The following is a 17,051-nucleotide window of genomic DNA, read 5'->3' as shown; positions in this document are numbered from 1 at the left end:
CCTTCTTTACCGCGCTGTGGTGGGCCCGCCCCTGTCGCGCCGCCGGTCGAAGCCCCGGGACCTGCGCCGGCCGAAGCCCCTGCCCCCGAGCGCAGCGGCTGGCTCGGCAAGCTCAAGGCCGGCCTGCGCAAGACCGGCAACGGCATCACGGCCGCCTTCGTCAATGCCCAGATCGACGAAGACCTCTACGAGGAGCTCGAAGCCGCGCTGCTGATGGCCGATACCGGCGTCAAGGCCACCGAGTACCTGCTGGAGGACCTGCGCAAGCGCGTGCGCAGCAACATGGCCACGGAGGCTTCACAAGTGAAGCTGCTGCTGGCCGATGCGATCGCCGACCTGCTGCGTCCGCTGGAAAAATCGCTGGTGATCGGCGAGCACACACCCACGGTGATCATGGTGGCGGGGGTCAATGGGGCGGGCAAGACCACCTCGATCGGCAAGCTGACCCGGCACCTGTCCAACGAGGGTGCCGCGGTGCTGCTGGCGGCCGCCGACACCTTCCGGGCGGCAGCGCGCGAGCAGTTGCTGGTCTGGGCCGACCGCAACACGGTCGAGATCGTGAGCCAGGAAGGCGGCGACCCGGCGGCCGTGAGCTTCGACGCCGTCAACGCCGGCAAGGCACGCGGCAAGGACGTGGTGCTGGTCGACACCGCCGGCCGGCTGCCGACCCAGCTGCACCTGATGGACGAGCTCAGGAAGATCAAGCGCGTCGTCACCCGGGCGGACGCCACGGCGCCCCACGAGGTGCTGCTGGTCATCGACGGCAACACCGGCCAGAACGCCCTCGCCCAGGTCAAGGCCTTCGACGAGGCGCTGGGCCTGACCGGCCTCGTCATCACCAAGCTGGACGGGACCGCCAAGGGCGGCGTGCTGTGCGCGATCGCCCGCGAGCGGCCGATCCCGGTCTATTTCATCGGCGTCGGGGAGAAGCTGGAGGACCTGGAAACCTTCAAGGCACGCGAGTTCGCCCAGGCCTTGATGGGTTAGGGCCGGTCTGGCATCCTTCCCGAAGGCCGCAGAGCCCCTTCAGGAGACAGCCATGCACAGCGCCGCCACGCCCCTGGCGGGCACCGACCGCAAGGTCGACCGCCTGCTCGCCCACTACGGCGAAAGCCACCGGAATCCGACCAACGAGGCGATCCACATGGTCGCCATCCCGGCGATCATGCTGAGCATTCTCGGCCTGCTGTTCGTCCTGCATCCCTGGGTGGCCTACGCCTTCGTGGCCGCCAGCCTGGTCTATTACGTGATGCTGCGTTCCGTCCCTTTCGTGCTGGCCATGGCGGGCTGCACTGCGCTGGCGCTGGCCGCAGTCCATGCCATGGGCGATCTTGTGTTCCCGATCTGCGCCGCCATCTTCGTCCTGGCGTGGATCTTCCAGTTCGTCGGCCACAAGATCGAGGGCAAGAAACCTTCCTTCTTCGAGGATATCCAGTACCTGTGGGTGGGACCGCTGTTCGTCCTGTCCAGGCTGTTCCTCAGGCTCGGGGTGCGCTGGTAGGCCGAAACGCACCGCGCGGCCCCTTCAGCGGTCGTCCTGCCCGCGCGCACCGGCGCCGGGGATAGGTTGTGCCTATTGTTTCCATTGGCAATTCGGGGGAACCCTTTGCTTAGCACTCCCTCAAACCGAGTGCTAATATGCCCCTGAACGAAGGAGTTTCCCCAATGACAGTCCTGTCCGGAGCCCCCGCCAACCAGCTCGCCGTGGCCAATCCCTGGTCGATGGTGCCTTCGCTGGGTAACCTGGACGCCTACATTTCCGCAGCCAACCGCCTTCCCCTGCTGACGCAGGAGGAGGAGCAAGGCTTTGCACGCCGGCTGCGCGACCATAACGACCTCGAAGCCGCCGGTGCGCTGATCCTCTCGCACCTGCGCCTCGTGATCTCCATTTCCCGCCAGTACCTGGGCTACGGGCTGCCGCACGGCGATCTGATCCAGGAAGGCAACGTCGGCCTGATGAAGGCGGTCAAGCGTTTCGATCCCGACCAGGGCGTGCGCCTGGTCAGCTACGCCATGCACTGGATCAAGGCCGAGATCCACGAGTACATCCTGAAGAACTGGCGCATGGTCAAGGTCGCGACGACCAAGGCCCAGCGCAAGCTGTTCTTCAACCTGCGCTCGATGAAGCAGGGCTTCAAGGCTGATTCCGCCGACGGCGACACGCACCGCGACACCCTGAGCGCGGACGAGGTCTCCCAGGTGGCGAGCCGCCTGAACGTGAAGCCTGAGGAAGTGTTGGAGATGGAAACCCGCATGTCGGGCGGCGACGTGCTGCTCGACCCCAGCCCCTCGGACGACGGCGACGAAGGCTTCGGCCCGATCGCCTACCTGGCGGACGCCTCGCAGGAGCCCACCGCCCAGCTGGAATCGCGGCAGCGCGACCGCCTGTCGACGGACGGCATCTCCACCGCCCTGGCCGCGCTGGATGACCGCAGCCGGCGCATCGTGGAAGAGCGCTGGCTGAAGGTCAACGACGACGGCTCGGGCGGAATGACGCTGCACGAACTGGCCGAGGTCTACAAGGTGAGCGCTGAACGCATCCGCCAGATCGAAGTGGCGGCGATGAAGAAGATGAAGAAGGCGCTGGCGGAATTCGCCTGAGCCGATCACTCTCTACCCCAGAGCCCGGCCCTGCCGGACTTTTTCTTGGGGGCGCGGGATCAGCGCTTCGCCAGCGTGCGCAGCGCCCGCCGGACGACGTATGCGGTCTCCGGCGCGCCTTTATGCTCGTCCAGCCAGCGGGCGCAGATGTCTTCCACCCATTCGGGCTGCGTCCGGCTGGCATCGTTCAGCCAGTTGGCCACCGAGTTCTGCACATAACGGCTGGGGTCCGCCCGCAGCGCCTCCAGCAGCGGCAGGCCCAGCCAGGGCTCGGCCTTGAGCCGCTCGATCTGGGCGCACCAGACGCCGCGCGGCCGCGTCAGCTCGCTGGCGAAGCGGCGGATGTTCGGGTCCGTGTCGAGCACCCAGGACTGCAGCAGGGACAGCGCCTCGTCGAGCGAAGCGATGGTCGCATCGCGCACCGCCATCCAGGCCATCTCCCGCACGCCGAAATGCGGATCGGCGGCGAAGCGGCGCACCGCCTGCAACCGCGCCGGAAGTGGCAGCCCCGACAGCGTGACCCACTGCGTCGCCCAGCAGCGCGCCACGTCGCTGGGGTGCGTGGCCAGCCGATGGGCCACCGCATCGCGCTCGGCATGCGCCGCGGTCAGGTCGTAGAGCGCCCGAGCGATGTGCCCGTGGCGCTGCATGGGCTTGAAGGCCGACAGCATGGCCAGCGTGTCGACCAGCCGCTCGCTCTCCGGATCGAGGCCCAGATGCCCGGCCACGCTCCGCGCAAGGCGGGGGAGTTCCAGCGCCATGAACTCGTTGAGGTTGACCGTCTCCAGCAGGCCCTCGTTGAGCGCCTCCAGCACTTCGGGCGGGATCAGCGCGATGCGGAAGGCGCCCTTGCGCTGCCTCAGGTGCTCGACACCCTCCGTCGCCATGGCCGGCACCTCAGGAGGACTTGAGCAGCGCCTTCACGTCCGACACCATGGCCGGCACGCCCGCGCCATAGCGCGCATAGAGCCGCAACCGGCCCTCGGTGTCGTAGACGAAGCTGGCGGCCGAGTGGTCCATCGAATAGCTGGTCGGCGTCTTGCCTTCGACCTTCTTGTAGTAGACCTTGTAGTCCTTGGCGACCGCGGCGAGCTGCTCCTGCGTGGGGATCAGCGCGACGAAGGCCGGGTCGAAGGCGCCCATGTAGGCCTTCATCACCTCGGGCGTGTCGCGCTCCGGATCGACCGTGACGAAGACCACCTGCAGCTTGTCGGCGTCGCTGCCGAGCTGCTGCTTGACCTGCGCCATCTCGCTCATCGTGGTCGGGCAGACGTCGGGGCACTGGGCATAGCCGAAGAACATCACGACCACCTTGCCCTTGAAGTCGGCCAGCGTGCGCTGCTTTCCTTCGGCATCGGTGAGCGAGAAGCCCTTGGCATAGTCGGCACCCGTGATGTCGACGGCATTGAAACTGGGCTTGTTCTCCGAGCAGGCCGCCAGGCTTAGCGCGGCTGCGGCGGCGAGCCCGGTCCAGCCCATCAGCCGCAGCGCCTGCCGCTTGTTCATCGATTCGTTCATCGCAGGTAATGGTCGATCAGCAGCGCCGCGAAGAGCACGCTGAGGTGGATGAGGGAAAAGCGGAAGGTCTTGCGCGCCAGCTGGTCCGAATAGCGACGCCACAAGGCGAAGGCATAGCCGGTGAAGCCGATGCTCACGGCCACCGCGACCGCGAGATACAGCCAGCCGCTCATGCCGTAGATGAAGGGCATGAGGCAGGCCGCGAACAGGATGAAGGTGTAGAGCAGCACCTGCAGCCGCGTGAACTCGTTGCCGTGCGTGACCGGCAGCATCGGCAGGCCGGCCTTGCGGTAGTCCTCCACGCGGTAGAGCGCGAGCGCCCAGAAATGCGGCGGCGTCCACAGGAAGATGATGAGGAAGAGGATCAGCGCCTCCGGTCCGACCTCCCCTGTCAGCGCGGCCCAGCCCAGCACCGGTGGCATGGCGCCAGAGGCGCCGCCGATCACGATGTTCTGCGGCGTCAGCGGCTTGAGGATGACGGTGTAGATCACCGCATAGCCGACGAAGGTCGCGAAGGTCAGCCACATGGTGAGCGGGTTCACCGCGAACCACAGCACGGCCGAGCCCGCGGCGCACAACAGCGCCGAGAACAGCAGGGCCTGGCGGTCACTGAGCTCGCCGCGCGCGGTGGGCCGCCAGGCGGTGCGCTTCATCTTGGCGTCGATGCCCTTCTCCACCAGGCAGTTGAACGCAGCCGCGGCGCCCGCCACCAGCCAGATGCCGATGCAGGCCACCACGATGCGCTGCGCTTCGGCCAGGCTGGGCAGGCCGGGAATCGCGAGCACCATGCCGATGAGCGCGCAGAAGACGATCAGCTGCACCACGCGCGGCTTGGTGAGCGCGTAGAACTGCCGCATCACGCTGGCGGTGCTATGGCTGTGGACCGAGGCCTTGGTCGTCATGCCGCCTCCATCCCGGCGCCGCGCGTCGGCGTGCCCACGGGAACGCGCGTGCCGGCGCGCCGGCTCTCGCACAGCGCCCAGGTGAGCACCACTGCCAGCGCCGCGGCGCCGCCGGTGTGCAGCACGGCCGCGATCAGCGGCCAGCCCAGCAGGACATTGCCCAGCCCGGTCGCGAGTTGCAGCAGCGCCAGGCCGGCCAGCCAACGGGCTTGCGGGCGCAGGGGCACGATACGGCGCAATTGCCAGGCCAGCAGGCCGATCGCCAGGAACACAGCGTAGGCCATGAGGCGGTGCACATAGTGGATTGCCGTCAGGGCCGCAAAGTCAATCGGCGTGCCGTCGCCGCCTTCACCCAGCGAACGCCAGACGTGGAAGCCATCGGCGAAGTTCATCGGCGGCCACCAGCTGCCCTGGCAGGTCGGGAACTCGGCGCAAGCCAGAACCGCATAATTGGTGCTGACCCAGCCGCCGAGCGCGATCTGCAGGAGCAGCAGCGCGCTCACCACGAACAGCAGCGCGCGCAGGCCCGGCGACACCGCCACAGGTTGCCGGGCGGCCGCGGCCTGCCGGTAGCGCACCGCCTGGATACACAGCAGCGCCAGCAGGACGATAGCGCCCAGCAGGTGCAAGGTGACGATCGCCGGATAGAGCTTCCAGGTCACGGTCAGCGCGCCGAAGGCACCCTGCAGGCAGACCCACACGAGCGTGGCGGCCGGCCACCACGCGCTCAGCGGCCGTTCGCCGCCATGCGCCTCATGCCGCCGCCGGCGGCGGGCCACCCAGGTGGACACGGCCAGCACGAGGATCAGAAAGCCGACGCCGGTGGCCAGGTAGCGGTGCACCATCTCCACCCAGGCCTTGCTGTGCGTGACCGGGCCGGTGGGCTGGACGGCCTGCGCCATCGCGATCTCATGACGCGCGCCCAGGGGGCTGGCATTGCCGTAGCAGCCGGGCCAGTCTGGACAGCCCAGGCCGGAGTCGGTCAGACGGGTGAAGGCGCCGAACAGGGTGAGGTCGAAGGTCAGGAACAGCGTGAGCACCGTCAGCACATGCAGGCGGCGGGCCGCGCCATGGCCCGCGCTGCGCCGCCAGACCCAGAGGAGCGGCCCGAGCGCCAGCAGCACGCCCACCACCAGCAACCAGGCGATGGGTGTGAGGTCGTAGAGCGAGGTCGAGTCCATGGGGCTATGGTTTGCCGTATTAGCGGCCCGGCTCATCCCAGGAAGAGGAGGCGCGCAGGAGGCGATCCAGGTCGCGCTTGGCACGGCCTGCGCCCGCGTTGTCCATGCGGGCCGGGAAACGCATCATCCAGTTGCCCATGGGATCGACCACGTAGAAATGCTCTGCGAGCGCGTGGCCGGGTTCGGGCGCCAGCCATTGGGCCAGCTGCGCCGCCGGCACGCGCAGCACGGTCGCGCCGCGCAGGCCCGTGTCCAGACGCGCGGGCACCGCTGCTGCGTCGCTCACCAGCCAGACGCGGTCGATGCGGTCCTTCTCGCGGCCCAGGCTTTCGCGCAACTGGCGCTGCAGGTAGAGCTGCTGCTCGCACAGCGTGTCGCAGGCCCCATCTGCAACCGCGACCAGCAGCCACTGGCCCTTGAGCGAGGAGAGCCGCACCGGCGTGCCCTCGCGCGTGGTCGCCACGAGGTCGGGCAGGGTGCGCTGCGGATCGATCAGCTCGCCGTACACGCGCCGCCCCTCGGGGCGGACCACGTAGTAGGTGAAGTAGGAGGCAATGACCGGCGATGCGCAGCACAGCATGACCAGGATCATCTTCCAGCGGCCCATCACGGTGCGCCGGCCCTCCGCGCCGTCCAGCGCCTGGCGCGGCGAGGGCATGGAGTGCACCGTCAGGCCGAGCGGCTCGTCAGCCGCGGCGGAGACGGCGCGCGCGGCGGTAGGGGGCGATGAATTGAAACCAGACATAGAGGATGACGACGAGGGCCGCGAGCCCGAACCACTGGAATGCATAGCCGTAGTGCTTCTCGATGCCCAACGCGGGAACCGGCCAGTCGCGCTGGAGGCCTTCGGACGCCGGGCCGGTCTGCAGCAGCGAGACGTCGGTCCGCAGCGGCAGGCCGGTCTCGGCCCGGAATGCTTCCAGGTCGAGATTCTGCCGGATGGGCGAAGACCCCGCGGACGCGGCGGACGGCGGTGTTTCCTTGCCCAGCTCGAGCAGGTGCGCGGGCGGCGGTGCTATCCGGGCCGTCACATCGACCAGGCCGCTCGGCGTCTCCACCGGCGCGAGCTGCGCACGATCCGTGAAATTGCGCTGCACCCAACCCCGCTGTATCAGCACGGTCCGGTTGCTGTCCTCGATGGCGAAGGGCGTGAGCACGTAGAAACCCGGGACGCCATGCATCTGGCGGTTGTCCAGGTAGATGGTGTGCGGCGCCAGCCAGAGCCCGCGCAGATGGACCGGCCGGTGCATGGCCTCCGTGGCCGGATCGAGCGCGAGGAATTCGCCTTCGCTGAGCAGCGGCATGTTCTTGCGCGCCTCGATCTGGGCCTGCAGGGCCTCCTTCTGCGCAGCGCGGGACAGTTGCCAGCGCCCGAGCGAGACGGTGGCGGCCAGCATGACCACCGCCGCCATGGTGACGAGCCAGAAGCGGCCGCCACGCGAGCGCGGCGCGGCCATGACCAAGCCATCGTTCACGTCAGGTGCCTGCTGCTGCGGCCGATAATCGGCGTCATGAAATACCTTGTCGCCCTGGCCTTCATCGGCATCCTGGCGAGCCTCGTTGTCGCGCTGTTCTTCATGCTGAGGGATGGGCGCGAAGGCCGCGCCAAGAGCGGCGGGATGGTGCGCGCCCTCACCGTTCGGATCGGCTTGTCCGTGGTTTTGTTCCTGTGCCTGCTGCTGGCCTGGAAACTCGGCTACATCCAGCCGGGGGGACTCCCGCTCGGCAAGTAGGTCGTGCTCGTTCCACAACCTCCATGAAAAAAGCGCCTGGCGGCGCTTTTTTGTCGTGCCGTTGGGACCGCTCAAAGCCAATAGACCAGGAAGTACAGGCCGAGCCAGACCACGTCGACGAAGTGCCAGTACCAGGCGGCGCCCTCGAAGCCGAAGTGCCGCTCCGGCGTGAAGTGGCCGCTGCGCAGGCGCAGCGTGATGAACAGCAGCATCAGCATGCCAATGAACACATGCAGGCCGTGGAAGCCGGTCAGCATGAAGAAGGTGGAACCGTAGGCGCCGGAGCTGAGCTTGAGGTTCAGCTCGGTGTAGAGGTGGTAGTACTCGTAGCCCTGCACGCCCAGGAAGGTGGCACCCAGCAGCACGGTGAGCCACATGAAGCGGATCGCCTGGGCGCGGTGGTCAGCACGCAGCGCATGGTGCGCGATGGTCAGCGTGACACCCGAGCTCAGCAGCAGCGCGGTGTTGATGGTCGGCAGCCAGAAGGGGCCGACGGTCTGGAAGGGCTCGACGATGTCGGCCGGCGATCCGGTGACGCCGGCGCTCACCGTTGGCCACACGGCCTTGAAGTCGGGCCACAGCAGCGCGTTGTCCAGACTGCCGAGGGTCGGCAGCGCATGGGTGCGGGCCCACCACAGCGCGGTAAAGAAGGCGCCGAAGAACATCACCTCGGAGAAGATGAACCAGCTCATGCTCCAGCGGAAGGAGAGGTCCACCTTGTGGCCGTACTGGCCGCTCTCGCTCTCGCTGATCGCGCGGCGGAACCAGACGAAGAGCGTGCCCAGCCACCACACCATGCCCAGCAGCAGCGACCAGGCGCCCCACTGATGGCCGTTGATCCACTGCGCGGCGCCGAAGATCACGAAGAGCAGGCCGATCGCGGCCATGACCGGGTAGGCCGATGGCCCGGGCACGAAGTAGTAGGGCGTAGTGCCGTGGGTGGTTGAACTCATATCAGGTCCTGGTTCTCTTCTCTAGCTTCAATCTGTGGGGGCAGGCGTCTCTGGTCAGCTTGTCAGGGCGCGACGACGAACTTCACCAGCAGGATCAGGCCGACCACGAAGAGGATGGCGGCGACGATCCCGACGGCAACGATGTGCAGCGGCGAGAGCCGGGCGATGTCTTCCTGGTAGGCGCTGTTCTTGCGCACGCCGAAGAAGCCCCAGGCCACCGCCTTCACGGTGCGCCAGAGGGATCCCTTTCGCGGCAGCGTCTCGGTCATGGTCACGAACGCGGCTCCGCAGCCGGCGCCGGCGCAGCGCTGTTGGCGGCCACGGGCGCCGGCGGCGTTTTGCCGCCGACCTCGAAGAAGGTGTACGACAGCGTGATGGTCTTGACGTCCTTGGAGATCTTCGGATCGATCACGAAGGCGACCGGCCACTGCTTCTTCTCGCCCGCATCGAGCGTGTACTGATTGAAGCAGAAGCACTCCAGCTTGTTGAAATACGGCGCGGCCTGCTGCGGCGCGTAGCTGGGGATGGCCTGCGCGGCCATGCGGCGGTTCTGCACGTTCTGGAACTCGTACATCACGGTGTTGAGCTGGCCCGGATGGACCTCCATCGAACGCTGCGCGGGCTTGAAGTCCCAGAGGCCGCGCACGTTGGCATCGAACTCGACGGTGATGGTGCGGCTGGTGTCGACCTGGGTGTTGTCGGGCACGCGGACGTTCTTGCCACCGCTGGCACCACCCGGCACCTCGAGCTCCGACAAGGCGAGGATGTTGATGCCGGTCATCTCGCAGATGGCGCGGTACAGCGGCACCAGCGCATAGCCGAAGGCGAACATGCCGCAGGCCACCACGGCCAGCTTGCCGACCATGCGAACGTTCTCACGGCGAATGCGTTGACCGATGCCCATCGTTGCCTCGTTCCGCGTCAGTGGCCGATCCAGACCATGCGGACGACGAAGCCGATGAAGAAGATCACGGCGATGGAGGCCAGCGTCAGCCCCATGCGGCGGTTGTTCCTCTTCTGTTCAGGCGTCATCGCGCTCTGTCCTCTCATCCGGCGCTCAGCCGATCACCTTGGTGGCGGTCGGGTCGAGCTTGGGCGGGGTCTCGAAGGTGTGGAAAGGCGCGGGCGACGGCACTTCCCATTCCAGGCCCTCGGCGGCTTCCCAGGGCTTTTGCGAAGCCTTCTCGCCCTTGCCCATCATGTTCGGCAGGACGATGAAGAAGAAGAAGTACACCTGCGCCAGGCCGAAGGCGAAGGCGCCGACCGAGGCCACCGCGTTGAAGTCGGCGAACTGCATCGGGTAGTCGGCATAGCGGCGCGGCATGCCCGCCAGGCCCAGGAAGTGCATCGGGAAGAAGGTGACGTTGAAGGAGATCAGCGACCACCAGAAGTGGATCTTGCCGCGCGTCTCGTCATACATCACGCCGGTCCACTTGGGCGCCCAGTAGTAGTAGCCCGCGAACATCGCGTACAGCGAGCCCGCCACCAGCACGTAGTGGAAGTGGGCCACCACGTAGTAGGTGTCCTGCAGCTGGATGTCGATCGGCGCGACCGCCAGGATCAGGCCGGTGAAGCCACCCATGGTGAACACGAAGATGAAGCCCACGGCGAACAGCATCGGGGTCTCGAAGGTCATCGAACCCTGCCACATGGTGGCGATCCAGTTGAAGATCTTCACTGCCGTCGGCACCGCGATCAGCATGGTGGCGTACATGAAGAAGAGCTGGCCCGTCACCGGCATCCCGGTGGTGAACATGTGATGCGCCCACACGATGAAGGACAGGATCGCGATCGAGCTGGTCGCATACACCATCGAGGCGTAGCCGAACAGACGCTTGCGCGAGAAGGCCGGCACGATCTGGCTGACGATGCCGAAGGCCGGCAAGATCATGATGTAGACCTCGGGGTGGCCGAAGAACCAGAAGATGTGCTGATACATCACCGGGTCGCCGCCGCCGGCGGGGCTGAAGAAGCTGGTGCCGAAGTGGCGGTCGGTCAGCGTCATGGTGATGGCACCGGCGAGCACGGGCATCACGGCGATCAGCAGGTAGGCGGTGATGAGCCAGGTCCAGCAGAACATCGGCATCTTCATCAGCGTCATGCCGGGGGCGCGCATGTTGAGGATGGTCACGATGATGTTGATCGAGCCCATGATCGAGGAGGCGCCCATGATGTGCATCGCGAAGATGCCGGCGTCCATCGAGGGGCCCATCTGCAGCGTGAGCGGCGCGTAGAGCGTCCAGCCGGCCGCGGGTGCGCCGCCGGGCATGAAGAAGGAGCCCACCAGCATGATGGCCGCCGGGATCAGCAGCCAGAAGCTGAAGTTGTTCATGCGCGCGAAGGCCATGTCGGAGGCCCCCACCTGCAGCGGGATCATCCAGTTCGCGAAACCCACGAAGGCCGGCATGATCGCGCCGAACACCATGATCAGCCCGTGCATGGTGGTGAACTGATTGAACAGCTCGGGGTTCACCACCTGCAGGCCGGGCTGGAACAGCTCGGCACGGATCAGCAGCGCCAACACGCCGCCCACCATCAGCATCGTGAAGGAGAACAGCAGGTACAGCGTGCCGATGTCCTTGTGGTTGGTGGCGAACACCCAGCGGCGCCAGCCGGTCGGCGCGTGGTGGTGATGGTCGTCGTGGGCATCGTGGCCGTGGGCGTGGCCGTGGGGATCGATGACTGCGCTCATTCTGATATTCCTTGCAAACTCTTCGTCGTGCGGTTCGGCGGCCGGCTTACTTGCCGCGCTGCGCCAGCACCTCGGCCGGCTGCACCAGCTGGCCCGTCTTGTTCGACCAGCTGTTCTTGGTGTAGCTCGCCACGGCGGCGATGTCGGTGTCGCTGAGCTGCTTCCAGGCCGGCATGGCACCGTTGTTCTGGCCGTTCAGGATCACGTGAAGCTGCTTGTTGTGATCGGCGTCGAGCACCACGGGCGAGCCGTCCAGCGGCTTGATCGGGCCGGCGCCCTTGCCGTTGGCCTGGTGGCAGGCGGCACAGTTGGCCGCGTACACCTTCTCGCCGCGGGCCATGATGTCCGGCAGGGTCCAGACCTTGTTCGGGTCGTCCTGCTTGGCCGCGGCTTCCTTGCGCTTGGCATCGACCCAGGCCGTGTAGTCGGCCTTGGAGACCACCTTCACCATGATCGGCATGTAGGCGTGCTCCTTGCCGCAGAGCTCCTGGCATTGGCCGTAGTAGACGCCCACCTTCTCGGCACGGAACCAGGTGTCGCGCACGAAGCCGGGGATGGCGTCCTGCTTGATGCCCAGCTGCGGCACGGCGAAGGCGTGGATCACGTCGTTGGCGGTGGTGATGATGCGCACCTTGGTGTCGACCGGCACCACCATCGGGTTGTCGACCTTCAGCAGGTAGTCGTCGGGCACCTCGCCCTTGGCGCCAGCGTCGGACAGGGCGCGGTGCGTGCTGTCGAGCGTGGAGATGAAGGCCAGGCCCTCGCCCTCGCCCTTGATGTAGTCGTAGCCCCACTTCCACTGGTAGCCGGTGGTCTTGATCGTGAGGTCGGCGTTGGTGGTGTCCTTCTGCGCGACCAGCACCTTGGTGGCGGGCAGCGCCATCAGGATCACGATGATGAAGGGAACGATGGTCCAGATCACCTCGACCACCACCGATTCATGGAAGTTGGCCGCCTTGTGGCCCACCGACTTGCGGTGCTTCCAGATCGAATAGAACATGACCGCGAAGACGGCGACGAAGATGACCGTGCACAGCACCATCATGGCGTTGTGCAGGAAATGCTGTTCCTCGGCGATCTTCGTGACGCCCACCGGAAGATTGAGCTGGCGCACCGCCGGGCCGCCGGCCAGGTCGTTGACTGCGTGCGCCGCGCCGCTCCAGGCCGCGCCGGCTGCCAGCAGCAGATTCGCCGGCCAGAACTTGTTGCGCCAATTGCTCTTCATCGTGTTCACTTCTCGATTTTTCCAGTTAACCCCACCGGTCCCCACGGTGCCGACCGCGCGAGCCGCCCTCAGGCGCCGCGCAATGCCATGCGGATCTCGCGCGCCAGCGCCGCGCGCAACTCCGGGCGCACATAGCGCCCCACCCTGACCGAACGACCCTGTCCCGAGACTTCGATCAGCGAGCGGTCGCTGATCTGCGGCTCGACCCGCACCTGGTGCGGCAAGAATTCAGTGCGCTCGTAGTGCCCGCCGTTCTCCAGCTCGACCACGAGGCGGCCACCCTGCAGCGCGATGCGCTCGCCATCGGCAGCGTGCCGGGCGTAGAGCAGGAAAGCAAATCCGACGGCACCCAGCTCGAGCCAGGCGAAGGGCAGCACCAGCGGTGCGCCGTGCAGCCAGAAGGCAGTGCCGATGCCCAGCGAGATCACGCATAGCGAAGCGTAGAGCCAGCCGAGCTGGCTCGGCGTGATCGAACAGTTGCGCTTCAGGAACCAGTGGATGTTCTGGCCTGAGACAGTGGCAAAGCGAAACACGGAATTCGACACGGGCGAGGGCGAGTTCTGCAAATCGGTGTGCGTCGATCGCCTTCAAACCATGTCCGACAGGCCTCGATCACGGGACAATCCCCGGGGTTCACGCAACGGCGGATTGTAGCGGCTGATCCGAACGATTCATTTGACGGCCTTCGCGCTGCATGCCTCGCCCGGCCGGCGAAGCCAGGCCCCTTCGGGAAACACCGCGGAACCGGCTTGGCCGGGCCGCTGGTGCTGCCCCCGGAAGGGGGTTGGCGGACCACACGAAGTGGGGAAGCCTGGGGGAGAGCTCATTCACCGGCCGCGCTGGAGCATCGAGCGCATCTCGCGTAGGGACACGGCGCTCTCGGCCGCCAGGGCCACCCGCGGCGCGGGCTTGAAGGCATGACCGTAGATGATCTCGAAGGTCAGCGCGATCCGCCCCGCACCCTCGGCCGACAGGGCCACCTCGGGCAGCGCGCGGCGCAGCGCCCGGTGCCAGGTCCGCCCGCGCAGCGCCGGGAAGCGCGCCCGGTGCAGGTTGCGCCCCAGGGTGCGCAGCTCGGCCAGCGCTGCCTCCGCGCTCGGCCAGGTCAGCACGATGCGCTCCATGTCCATCACGGGCTCGGCGAAGCCAGCATGGACCAGCATGTCGCCCCAGTCATGCATGTCGGTGAACTCGTGGCTGGCCGGGGGCCAGCCCAGGCGCTCGTGCAGCATGCGCAGCTCCCGCACCGTGTCCGGGCCGAAACAGGAGAACATCAGGAAGCCGTCGGTCGCCACCAGCCGGTGCCATCGGGCGATCAGGGCCTCCGGGTCGGCGGCCATGTGCAGCGCCATGTTGGCCCACAGCAGATCCACCCCGTCCTCGGGCGGCGCATCGAAGCTCGGCCGGGCGCCCTGCCAGCGCCGCGCGCTCCACCAGGGCGCAGCCAGCGCCTCGCGGGTGACCGCCGCCAGGGCCGGCTCCGGCTCGGCCACGAAGGCGGCGGCGTCGCGGTAGCGCTTCGCCACCAGCGCATGCGCCTCCAGGCCGCCGCGCAGCGGCGACCAGCTCGCCCAATGGCGCGGCGTGGCCTTGATCCACTGAAGCCGGTCCTCCATGCGGCGGCCGATCTCCTCGTGCAACCAGGGCGATCCGCCAGTCGGTACGAGACGGCTCCAGCGGGCGGCGGCCGCGGCATCGATGGTCGGCGGTCGCTGGGGGGGATCGGTGGCCATGGGGGGCTCAGTATATTGAGCCATGTCCAACCCCTGGCGCAGACGTCTTTCCTTCTTCTCTTCCCTGCTCGAACGCGTGCCGAGCCAGTGCGCCGTGTGCCGCGCATGGCCCACCCGGGCGGTGTGCGACGCCTGCGTGACGCGCTTCGCGCCCCCGGCCTCGCGTTGCAGCGGCTGCGCCCTGCCGGTGCCGGCCGGCATCGCCCGGTGCGGCGAATGCGTCGCCCATCCACCGCCCCTGGATGCCTGCCTCGCGGCCTGCGCCTATGCCTGGCCCTGGCCCGATTGCATCGCTCAATTCAAGTTCCACGGCCGCGCCGGCTGGGCCGCGCCGCTGGCGACCCTGCTGCGCAGCGCGCCCTGGGTCGAGCCCGCGGTGGAGCAGGCCGGGCTGCTGCTGCCGATGCCGCTGGCGCCGCGCCGGCTGCGCGAACGCGGCTTCAACCAGGCCCACGAGTTGGCGCGCCGGCTGGCGCCGCGCAAGACCGACCCGCGGCTTCTGCTGCGCATCCGCGAAACGCCGGCCCAGAGCGGGCTCTCGCGCGCCGAGCGGCTGCGCAACCTGCAAGGCGCCTTCGCGCTGGAGCCGCTGCGTGCCGACGCGGTGCGGGGCCAGCGCGTCGTGCTGGTGGACGACGTGATGACCAGCGGCGCCTCGCTGTTCTCGGCGGCGCAGGTGCTGCGCGCCGCCGGGGCGGCCCACATCACGGCCGTGGTGCTGGCGCGCACGGACCTGCCGGTCGCGGCCTGAAGAGAATCACCCCATGTTCCATATCGTCCTGGTCGAACCCGAGATCCCGCCCAACACCGGCAACGTGATCCGTCTGGCCGCCAACACCGGTTGCACCCTGCACCTGGTGGAGCCGCTGGGCTTCTCGATGGACGACCGTCTGCTGCGCCGCGCCGGCCTGGACTACCACGAATACGCCGAGATACGGCGCCACGCGGACTGGGCCGCGCTGCTGGCGGCCGAGCAGCCGGCGCCGGACCGCCTGTTCGCGCTCACGACCAAGGGAACGCGCGCGGTCCACGACGTGGCTTTCCGCCCCGGCGACTGGCTGGTCTTCGGCTCGGAGACGCGAGGTCTCGATCCCGCGCTGCGCGATGGATTTCCGCCGGCCCAGCGCCTGCGTCTGCCCATGCGCGAGGGCCAGCGCAGCCTGAACCTGTCGAACGCCGTGGCTGTGACCGTCTTCGAGGCCTGGCGCCAGAACGGCTTCGCCTGATCCCGCCTTCAGCGGTAGCGGCGCACCACCGATTCGGCGACGCAGGCGGGCTTGGCCGCGCCCTCCAGCTCGATCGTGGTTTCCCAGACCATCTGGACGCCCTCCCCTTCGATGGGATCGCACTTCAGCAGCTTCATGCGGCCGCGCAGCCGGCTGCCGACCGGCACCGGCGTCATGAAGCGCACCTTGTTGAGCCCGTAGTTCACCCCCATGCGCGACTCCACCACGTCGAAGGCCGTGTCGTAGAAGCGCGGCAGCAGCGACAGGGTCAGGAAGCCATGGGCGATCGGCGCGCCGAAGGGCCCGGCCTTGGCGCGCTCCACGTCCACGTGGATCCACTGATGGTCGCCGGTGGCCTCGGCGAACTGGTTGACCTGTTCCTGCGTGACGGTGATCCAGTCGCTCACCGCGACTTCCTGGCCGACGCAGGCGGCGAGGTCCTGAAGGGTCTGAAATGTCTTCTTCATGCGCGTCACTCTATCTGGCCGAAGCCGTCGTCACTGTAGCTGGCGTGACAAGGAGGATTTCCGTTCGGGGAGCGCCGCGGAACCGGCTTTGCCGGGCCGCTGGTGTTGCCCCCGGTGCGGGGGTTGGCGGACCACACGAAGTGGGGGAGCCTGGAGGAGAGCCTCATTTCAGGGAAAACCTCGATCAGGCCTCGAGCCAGTTGCGGATGGGCTCCCATTGCTCCAAATCGCGCTGCACCCGTCCCGGTGCGATGTCGAACAGCGTCAATCCGCGCGCCGCCAACTGCACGTAGTTCTGCGTGTCGCGCAATTCGCCCAGCACCGGCACGCCCAGCCCGGCGACGAACTCGCGCAGGCGCTCGGCCGCCAGCGTGCGGCCGTCGACGCGCATGCCCACCACGCCGACCTGCGTCTTGCCGACATGGCGGTTCGCCAGCAGCTTGTCGAGGAAATCGCGGGTGGCGTAGATGTCGAAAATGCTGGGCTGCAGCGGCACCAGCACCTTGTCGGCGATCGGCAGCACCTCCTTGAGGCGCGAGCCGTGCAGGCCCGCCGGCGTGTCGATCACCGCATGGGTGGTGCCGCGCGGCGGTCGCACCACGCTGCCGTCTTCGGAGGCCTCCCAGGTCCTGATCTCCCGCGCGGCCGGCGTGCGCAGCCCCAGCCACAGGCGGGAGGACTGCTGGCGGTCGATGTCGCCCAGCATCACCGCATGGCCGCGGCTCGCGAAGTAGCCCGCGATGTTGGTTGCGAGCGTGGATTTGCCGACCCCACCCTTGGGATTGGCGACCAGGACCACCGGCATGAGAGGCTCCTTCCA

The 17,051-nt window shown here is 67.7% G+C and carries 22 protein-coding genes; 6 read left to right on the top strand and 16 right to left on the bottom strand.

Going from position 1 to position 17,051, the window contains the following annotated elements; translation table 11 throughout:
- The 3 genes from ftsY to rpoH form a co-directional block, all read left to right on the top strand.
- On the top strand, positions 1 to 987 hold a 987-nt coding region (ftsY, locus tag A8M77_RS23185), incomplete at its 5' end, for a signal recognition particle-docking protein FtsY (RefSeq protein WP_086923867.1).
- A gap of 52 nt (positions 988 to 1,039) precedes the next feature.
- Positions 1,040 to 1,501, top strand: coding sequence for an Mpo1 family 2-hydroxy fatty acid dioxygenase (locus A8M77_RS23180; protein ID WP_086923866.1), 462 nt, complete (start codon positions 1,040 to 1,042; stop codon positions 1,499 to 1,501).
- A gap of 164 nt (positions 1,502 to 1,665) precedes the next feature.
- Positions 1,666 to 2,601 (top strand): RNA polymerase sigma factor RpoH, encoded by a 936-nt coding sequence (rpoH, locus tag A8M77_RS23175; RefSeq protein WP_086923865.1) that lies wholly within the window; start codon positions 1,666 to 1,668, stop codon positions 2,599 to 2,601.
- A gap of 59 nt (positions 2,602 to 2,660) precedes the next feature.
- On the opposite strand, the gene A8M77_RS23170 is transcribed toward rpoH, so the two are convergent.
- The 6 genes from A8M77_RS23170 to A8M77_RS23145 are packed head-to-tail and all read right to left on the bottom strand — an operon-like array spanning position 2,661 to position 7,659.
- A complete protein-coding gene (locus tag A8M77_RS23170) occupies positions 2,661 to 3,488 on the bottom strand; it encodes a DNA alkylation repair protein (protein WP_086923864.1) in 828 nt (275 codons plus the stop codon).
- Positions 3,489 to 3,498: 10 nt separating this feature from the next.
- Positions 3,499 to 4,107, bottom strand: a complete 609-nt coding sequence (locus A8M77_RS23165) for an SCO family protein (RefSeq protein WP_192871664.1) — start codon at positions 4,105 to 4,107, stop codon at positions 3,499 to 3,501.
- Between the two features lie 8 nt (positions 4,108 to 4,115).
- Positions 4,116 to 5,021 carry a heme o synthase gene (gene cyoE / locus A8M77_RS23160; RefSeq protein ID WP_086923862.1) on the bottom strand — a complete coding sequence of 302 codons (906 nt, stop codon included), beginning with the start codon at positions 5,019 to 5,021 and terminating at the stop codon, positions 4,116 to 4,118.
- A complete protein-coding gene (locus tag A8M77_RS23155) occupies positions 5,018 to 6,202 on the bottom strand; it encodes a COX15/CtaA family protein (protein ID WP_086923861.1) in 1,185 nt (394 codons plus the stop codon). The genes cyoE and A8M77_RS23155 overlap by 4 nt, the downstream gene beginning before the upstream one ends.
- A gap of 19 nt (positions 6,203 to 6,221) precedes the next feature.
- Positions 6,222 to 6,947, bottom strand: a complete 726-nt coding sequence (locus A8M77_RS23150) for an SCO family protein (RefSeq protein ID WP_086923860.1) — start codon at positions 6,945 to 6,947, stop codon at positions 6,222 to 6,224.
- On the bottom strand, positions 6,889 to 7,659 hold the full coding sequence (locus A8M77_RS23145; protein WP_086923876.1) for an SURF1 family protein: 771 nt from the start codon (positions 7,657 to 7,659) through the stop codon (positions 6,889 to 6,891). Before A8M77_RS23145 ends, A8M77_RS23150 begins: the two co-directional genes overlap by 59 nt.
- A 54-nt stretch (positions 7,660 to 7,713) precedes the next feature.
- Here A8M77_RS23145 and A8M77_RS23140 point away from each other — a divergent pair, with 54 nt between their 5' ends.
- Positions 7,714 to 7,935, top strand: a complete 222-nt coding sequence (locus A8M77_RS23140) for a twin transmembrane helix small protein (protein WP_192871661.1) — start codon at positions 7,714 to 7,716, stop codon at positions 7,933 to 7,935.
- 71 nt (positions 7,936 to 8,006) lie between these two features.
- Here the strand turns inward: A8M77_RS23140 and A8M77_RS23135 are convergent, their stop codons facing one another.
- The 8 genes from A8M77_RS23135 to A8M77_RS23105 form a co-directional block, all read right to left on the bottom strand.
- The gene (locus A8M77_RS23135) at positions 8,007 to 8,888 is read right to left on the bottom strand and encodes a cytochrome c oxidase subunit 3 (RefSeq protein ID WP_086923859.1); all 882 of its coding nucleotides are present in this window, start codon (positions 8,886 to 8,888) and stop codon (positions 8,007 to 8,009) included.
- 62 nt (positions 8,889 to 8,950) lie between these two features.
- Positions 8,951 to 9,157 (bottom strand): DUF2970 domain-containing protein, encoded by a 207-nt coding sequence (locus A8M77_RS23130; RefSeq protein WP_086923858.1) that lies wholly within the window; start codon positions 9,155 to 9,157, stop codon positions 8,951 to 8,953.
- A gap of 2 nt (positions 9,158 to 9,159) precedes the next feature.
- Complete coding sequence (locus A8M77_RS23125; protein WP_086923857.1) at positions 9,160 to 9,792, bottom strand: cytochrome c oxidase assembly protein; 633 nt, start codon at positions 9,790 to 9,792, stop codon at positions 9,160 to 9,162.
- A gap of 17 nt (positions 9,793 to 9,809) precedes the next feature.
- Entirely contained in the window at positions 9,810 to 9,920 is a 111-nt protein-coding gene (locus tag A8M77_RS36950; protein WP_238136931.1) for a cytochrome oxidase small assembly protein, read from the bottom strand.
- A gap of 25 nt (positions 9,921 to 9,945) precedes the next feature.
- Complete coding sequence (gene ctaD, locus A8M77_RS23120) at positions 9,946 to 11,580, bottom strand: cytochrome c oxidase subunit I (RefSeq protein WP_086923856.1); 1,635 nt, start codon at positions 11,578 to 11,580, stop codon at positions 9,946 to 9,948.
- A 46-nt stretch (positions 11,581 to 11,626) separates the two neighbouring features.
- Positions 11,627 to 12,805 (bottom strand): cytochrome c oxidase subunit II, encoded by a 1,179-nt coding sequence (gene coxB, locus A8M77_RS23115; RefSeq protein WP_086923874.1) that lies wholly within the window; start codon positions 12,803 to 12,805, stop codon positions 11,627 to 11,629.
- 68 nt (positions 12,806 to 12,873) lie between these two features.
- Positions 12,874 to 13,350 (bottom strand): DUF2244 domain-containing protein, encoded by a 477-nt coding sequence (locus A8M77_RS23110; protein ID WP_086923873.1) that lies wholly within the window; start codon positions 13,348 to 13,350, stop codon positions 12,874 to 12,876.
- A 282-nt stretch (positions 13,351 to 13,632) separates the two neighbouring features.
- Positions 13,633 to 14,538, bottom strand: a complete 906-nt coding sequence (locus A8M77_RS23105) for a biotin synthase (RefSeq protein ID WP_086923855.1) — start codon at positions 14,536 to 14,538, stop codon at positions 13,633 to 13,635.
- Between the two features lie 22 nt (positions 14,539 to 14,560).
- Here A8M77_RS23105 and A8M77_RS23100 point away from each other — a divergent pair, with 22 nt between their 5' ends.
- Complete coding sequence (locus A8M77_RS23100) at positions 14,561 to 15,289, top strand: ComF family protein (protein ID WP_086923854.1); 729 nt, start codon at positions 14,561 to 14,563, stop codon at positions 15,287 to 15,289.
- 13 nt (positions 15,290 to 15,302) lie between these two features.
- Positions 15,303 to 15,764: a tRNA (cytidine(34)-2'-O)-methyltransferase gene (locus tag A8M77_RS23095; RefSeq protein WP_086923853.1), complete on the top strand. Its 462-nt coding sequence runs from the start codon at positions 15,303 to 15,305 to the stop codon at positions 15,762 to 15,764.
- Between the two features lie 8 nt (positions 15,765 to 15,772).
- On the opposite strand, the gene A8M77_RS23090 is transcribed toward A8M77_RS23095, so the two are convergent.
- Together A8M77_RS23090 and A8M77_RS23085 are read right to left on the bottom strand one after the other, a co-directional pair.
- Complete coding sequence (locus A8M77_RS23090; protein ID WP_192871660.1) at positions 15,773 to 16,231, bottom strand: MaoC family dehydratase; 459 nt, start codon at positions 16,229 to 16,231, stop codon at positions 15,773 to 15,775.
- A gap of 184 nt (positions 16,232 to 16,415) precedes the next feature.
- A complete protein-coding gene (locus tag A8M77_RS23085; protein ID WP_086923851.1) occupies positions 16,416 to 17,036 on the bottom strand; it encodes a ParA family protein in 621 nt (206 codons plus the stop codon).
- Positions 17,037 to 17,051 lie beyond the last annotated feature (15 nt).

This window comes from Variovorax sp. JS1663 (assembly GCF_002157355.1).
Lineage (GTDB): Bacteria > Pseudomonadota > Gammaproteobacteria > Burkholderiales > Burkholderiaceae_C > Variovorax.
Note: the sequence above shows the minus strand (reverse complement) of the source record. Positions and strands in the feature narration are given on the sequence as shown.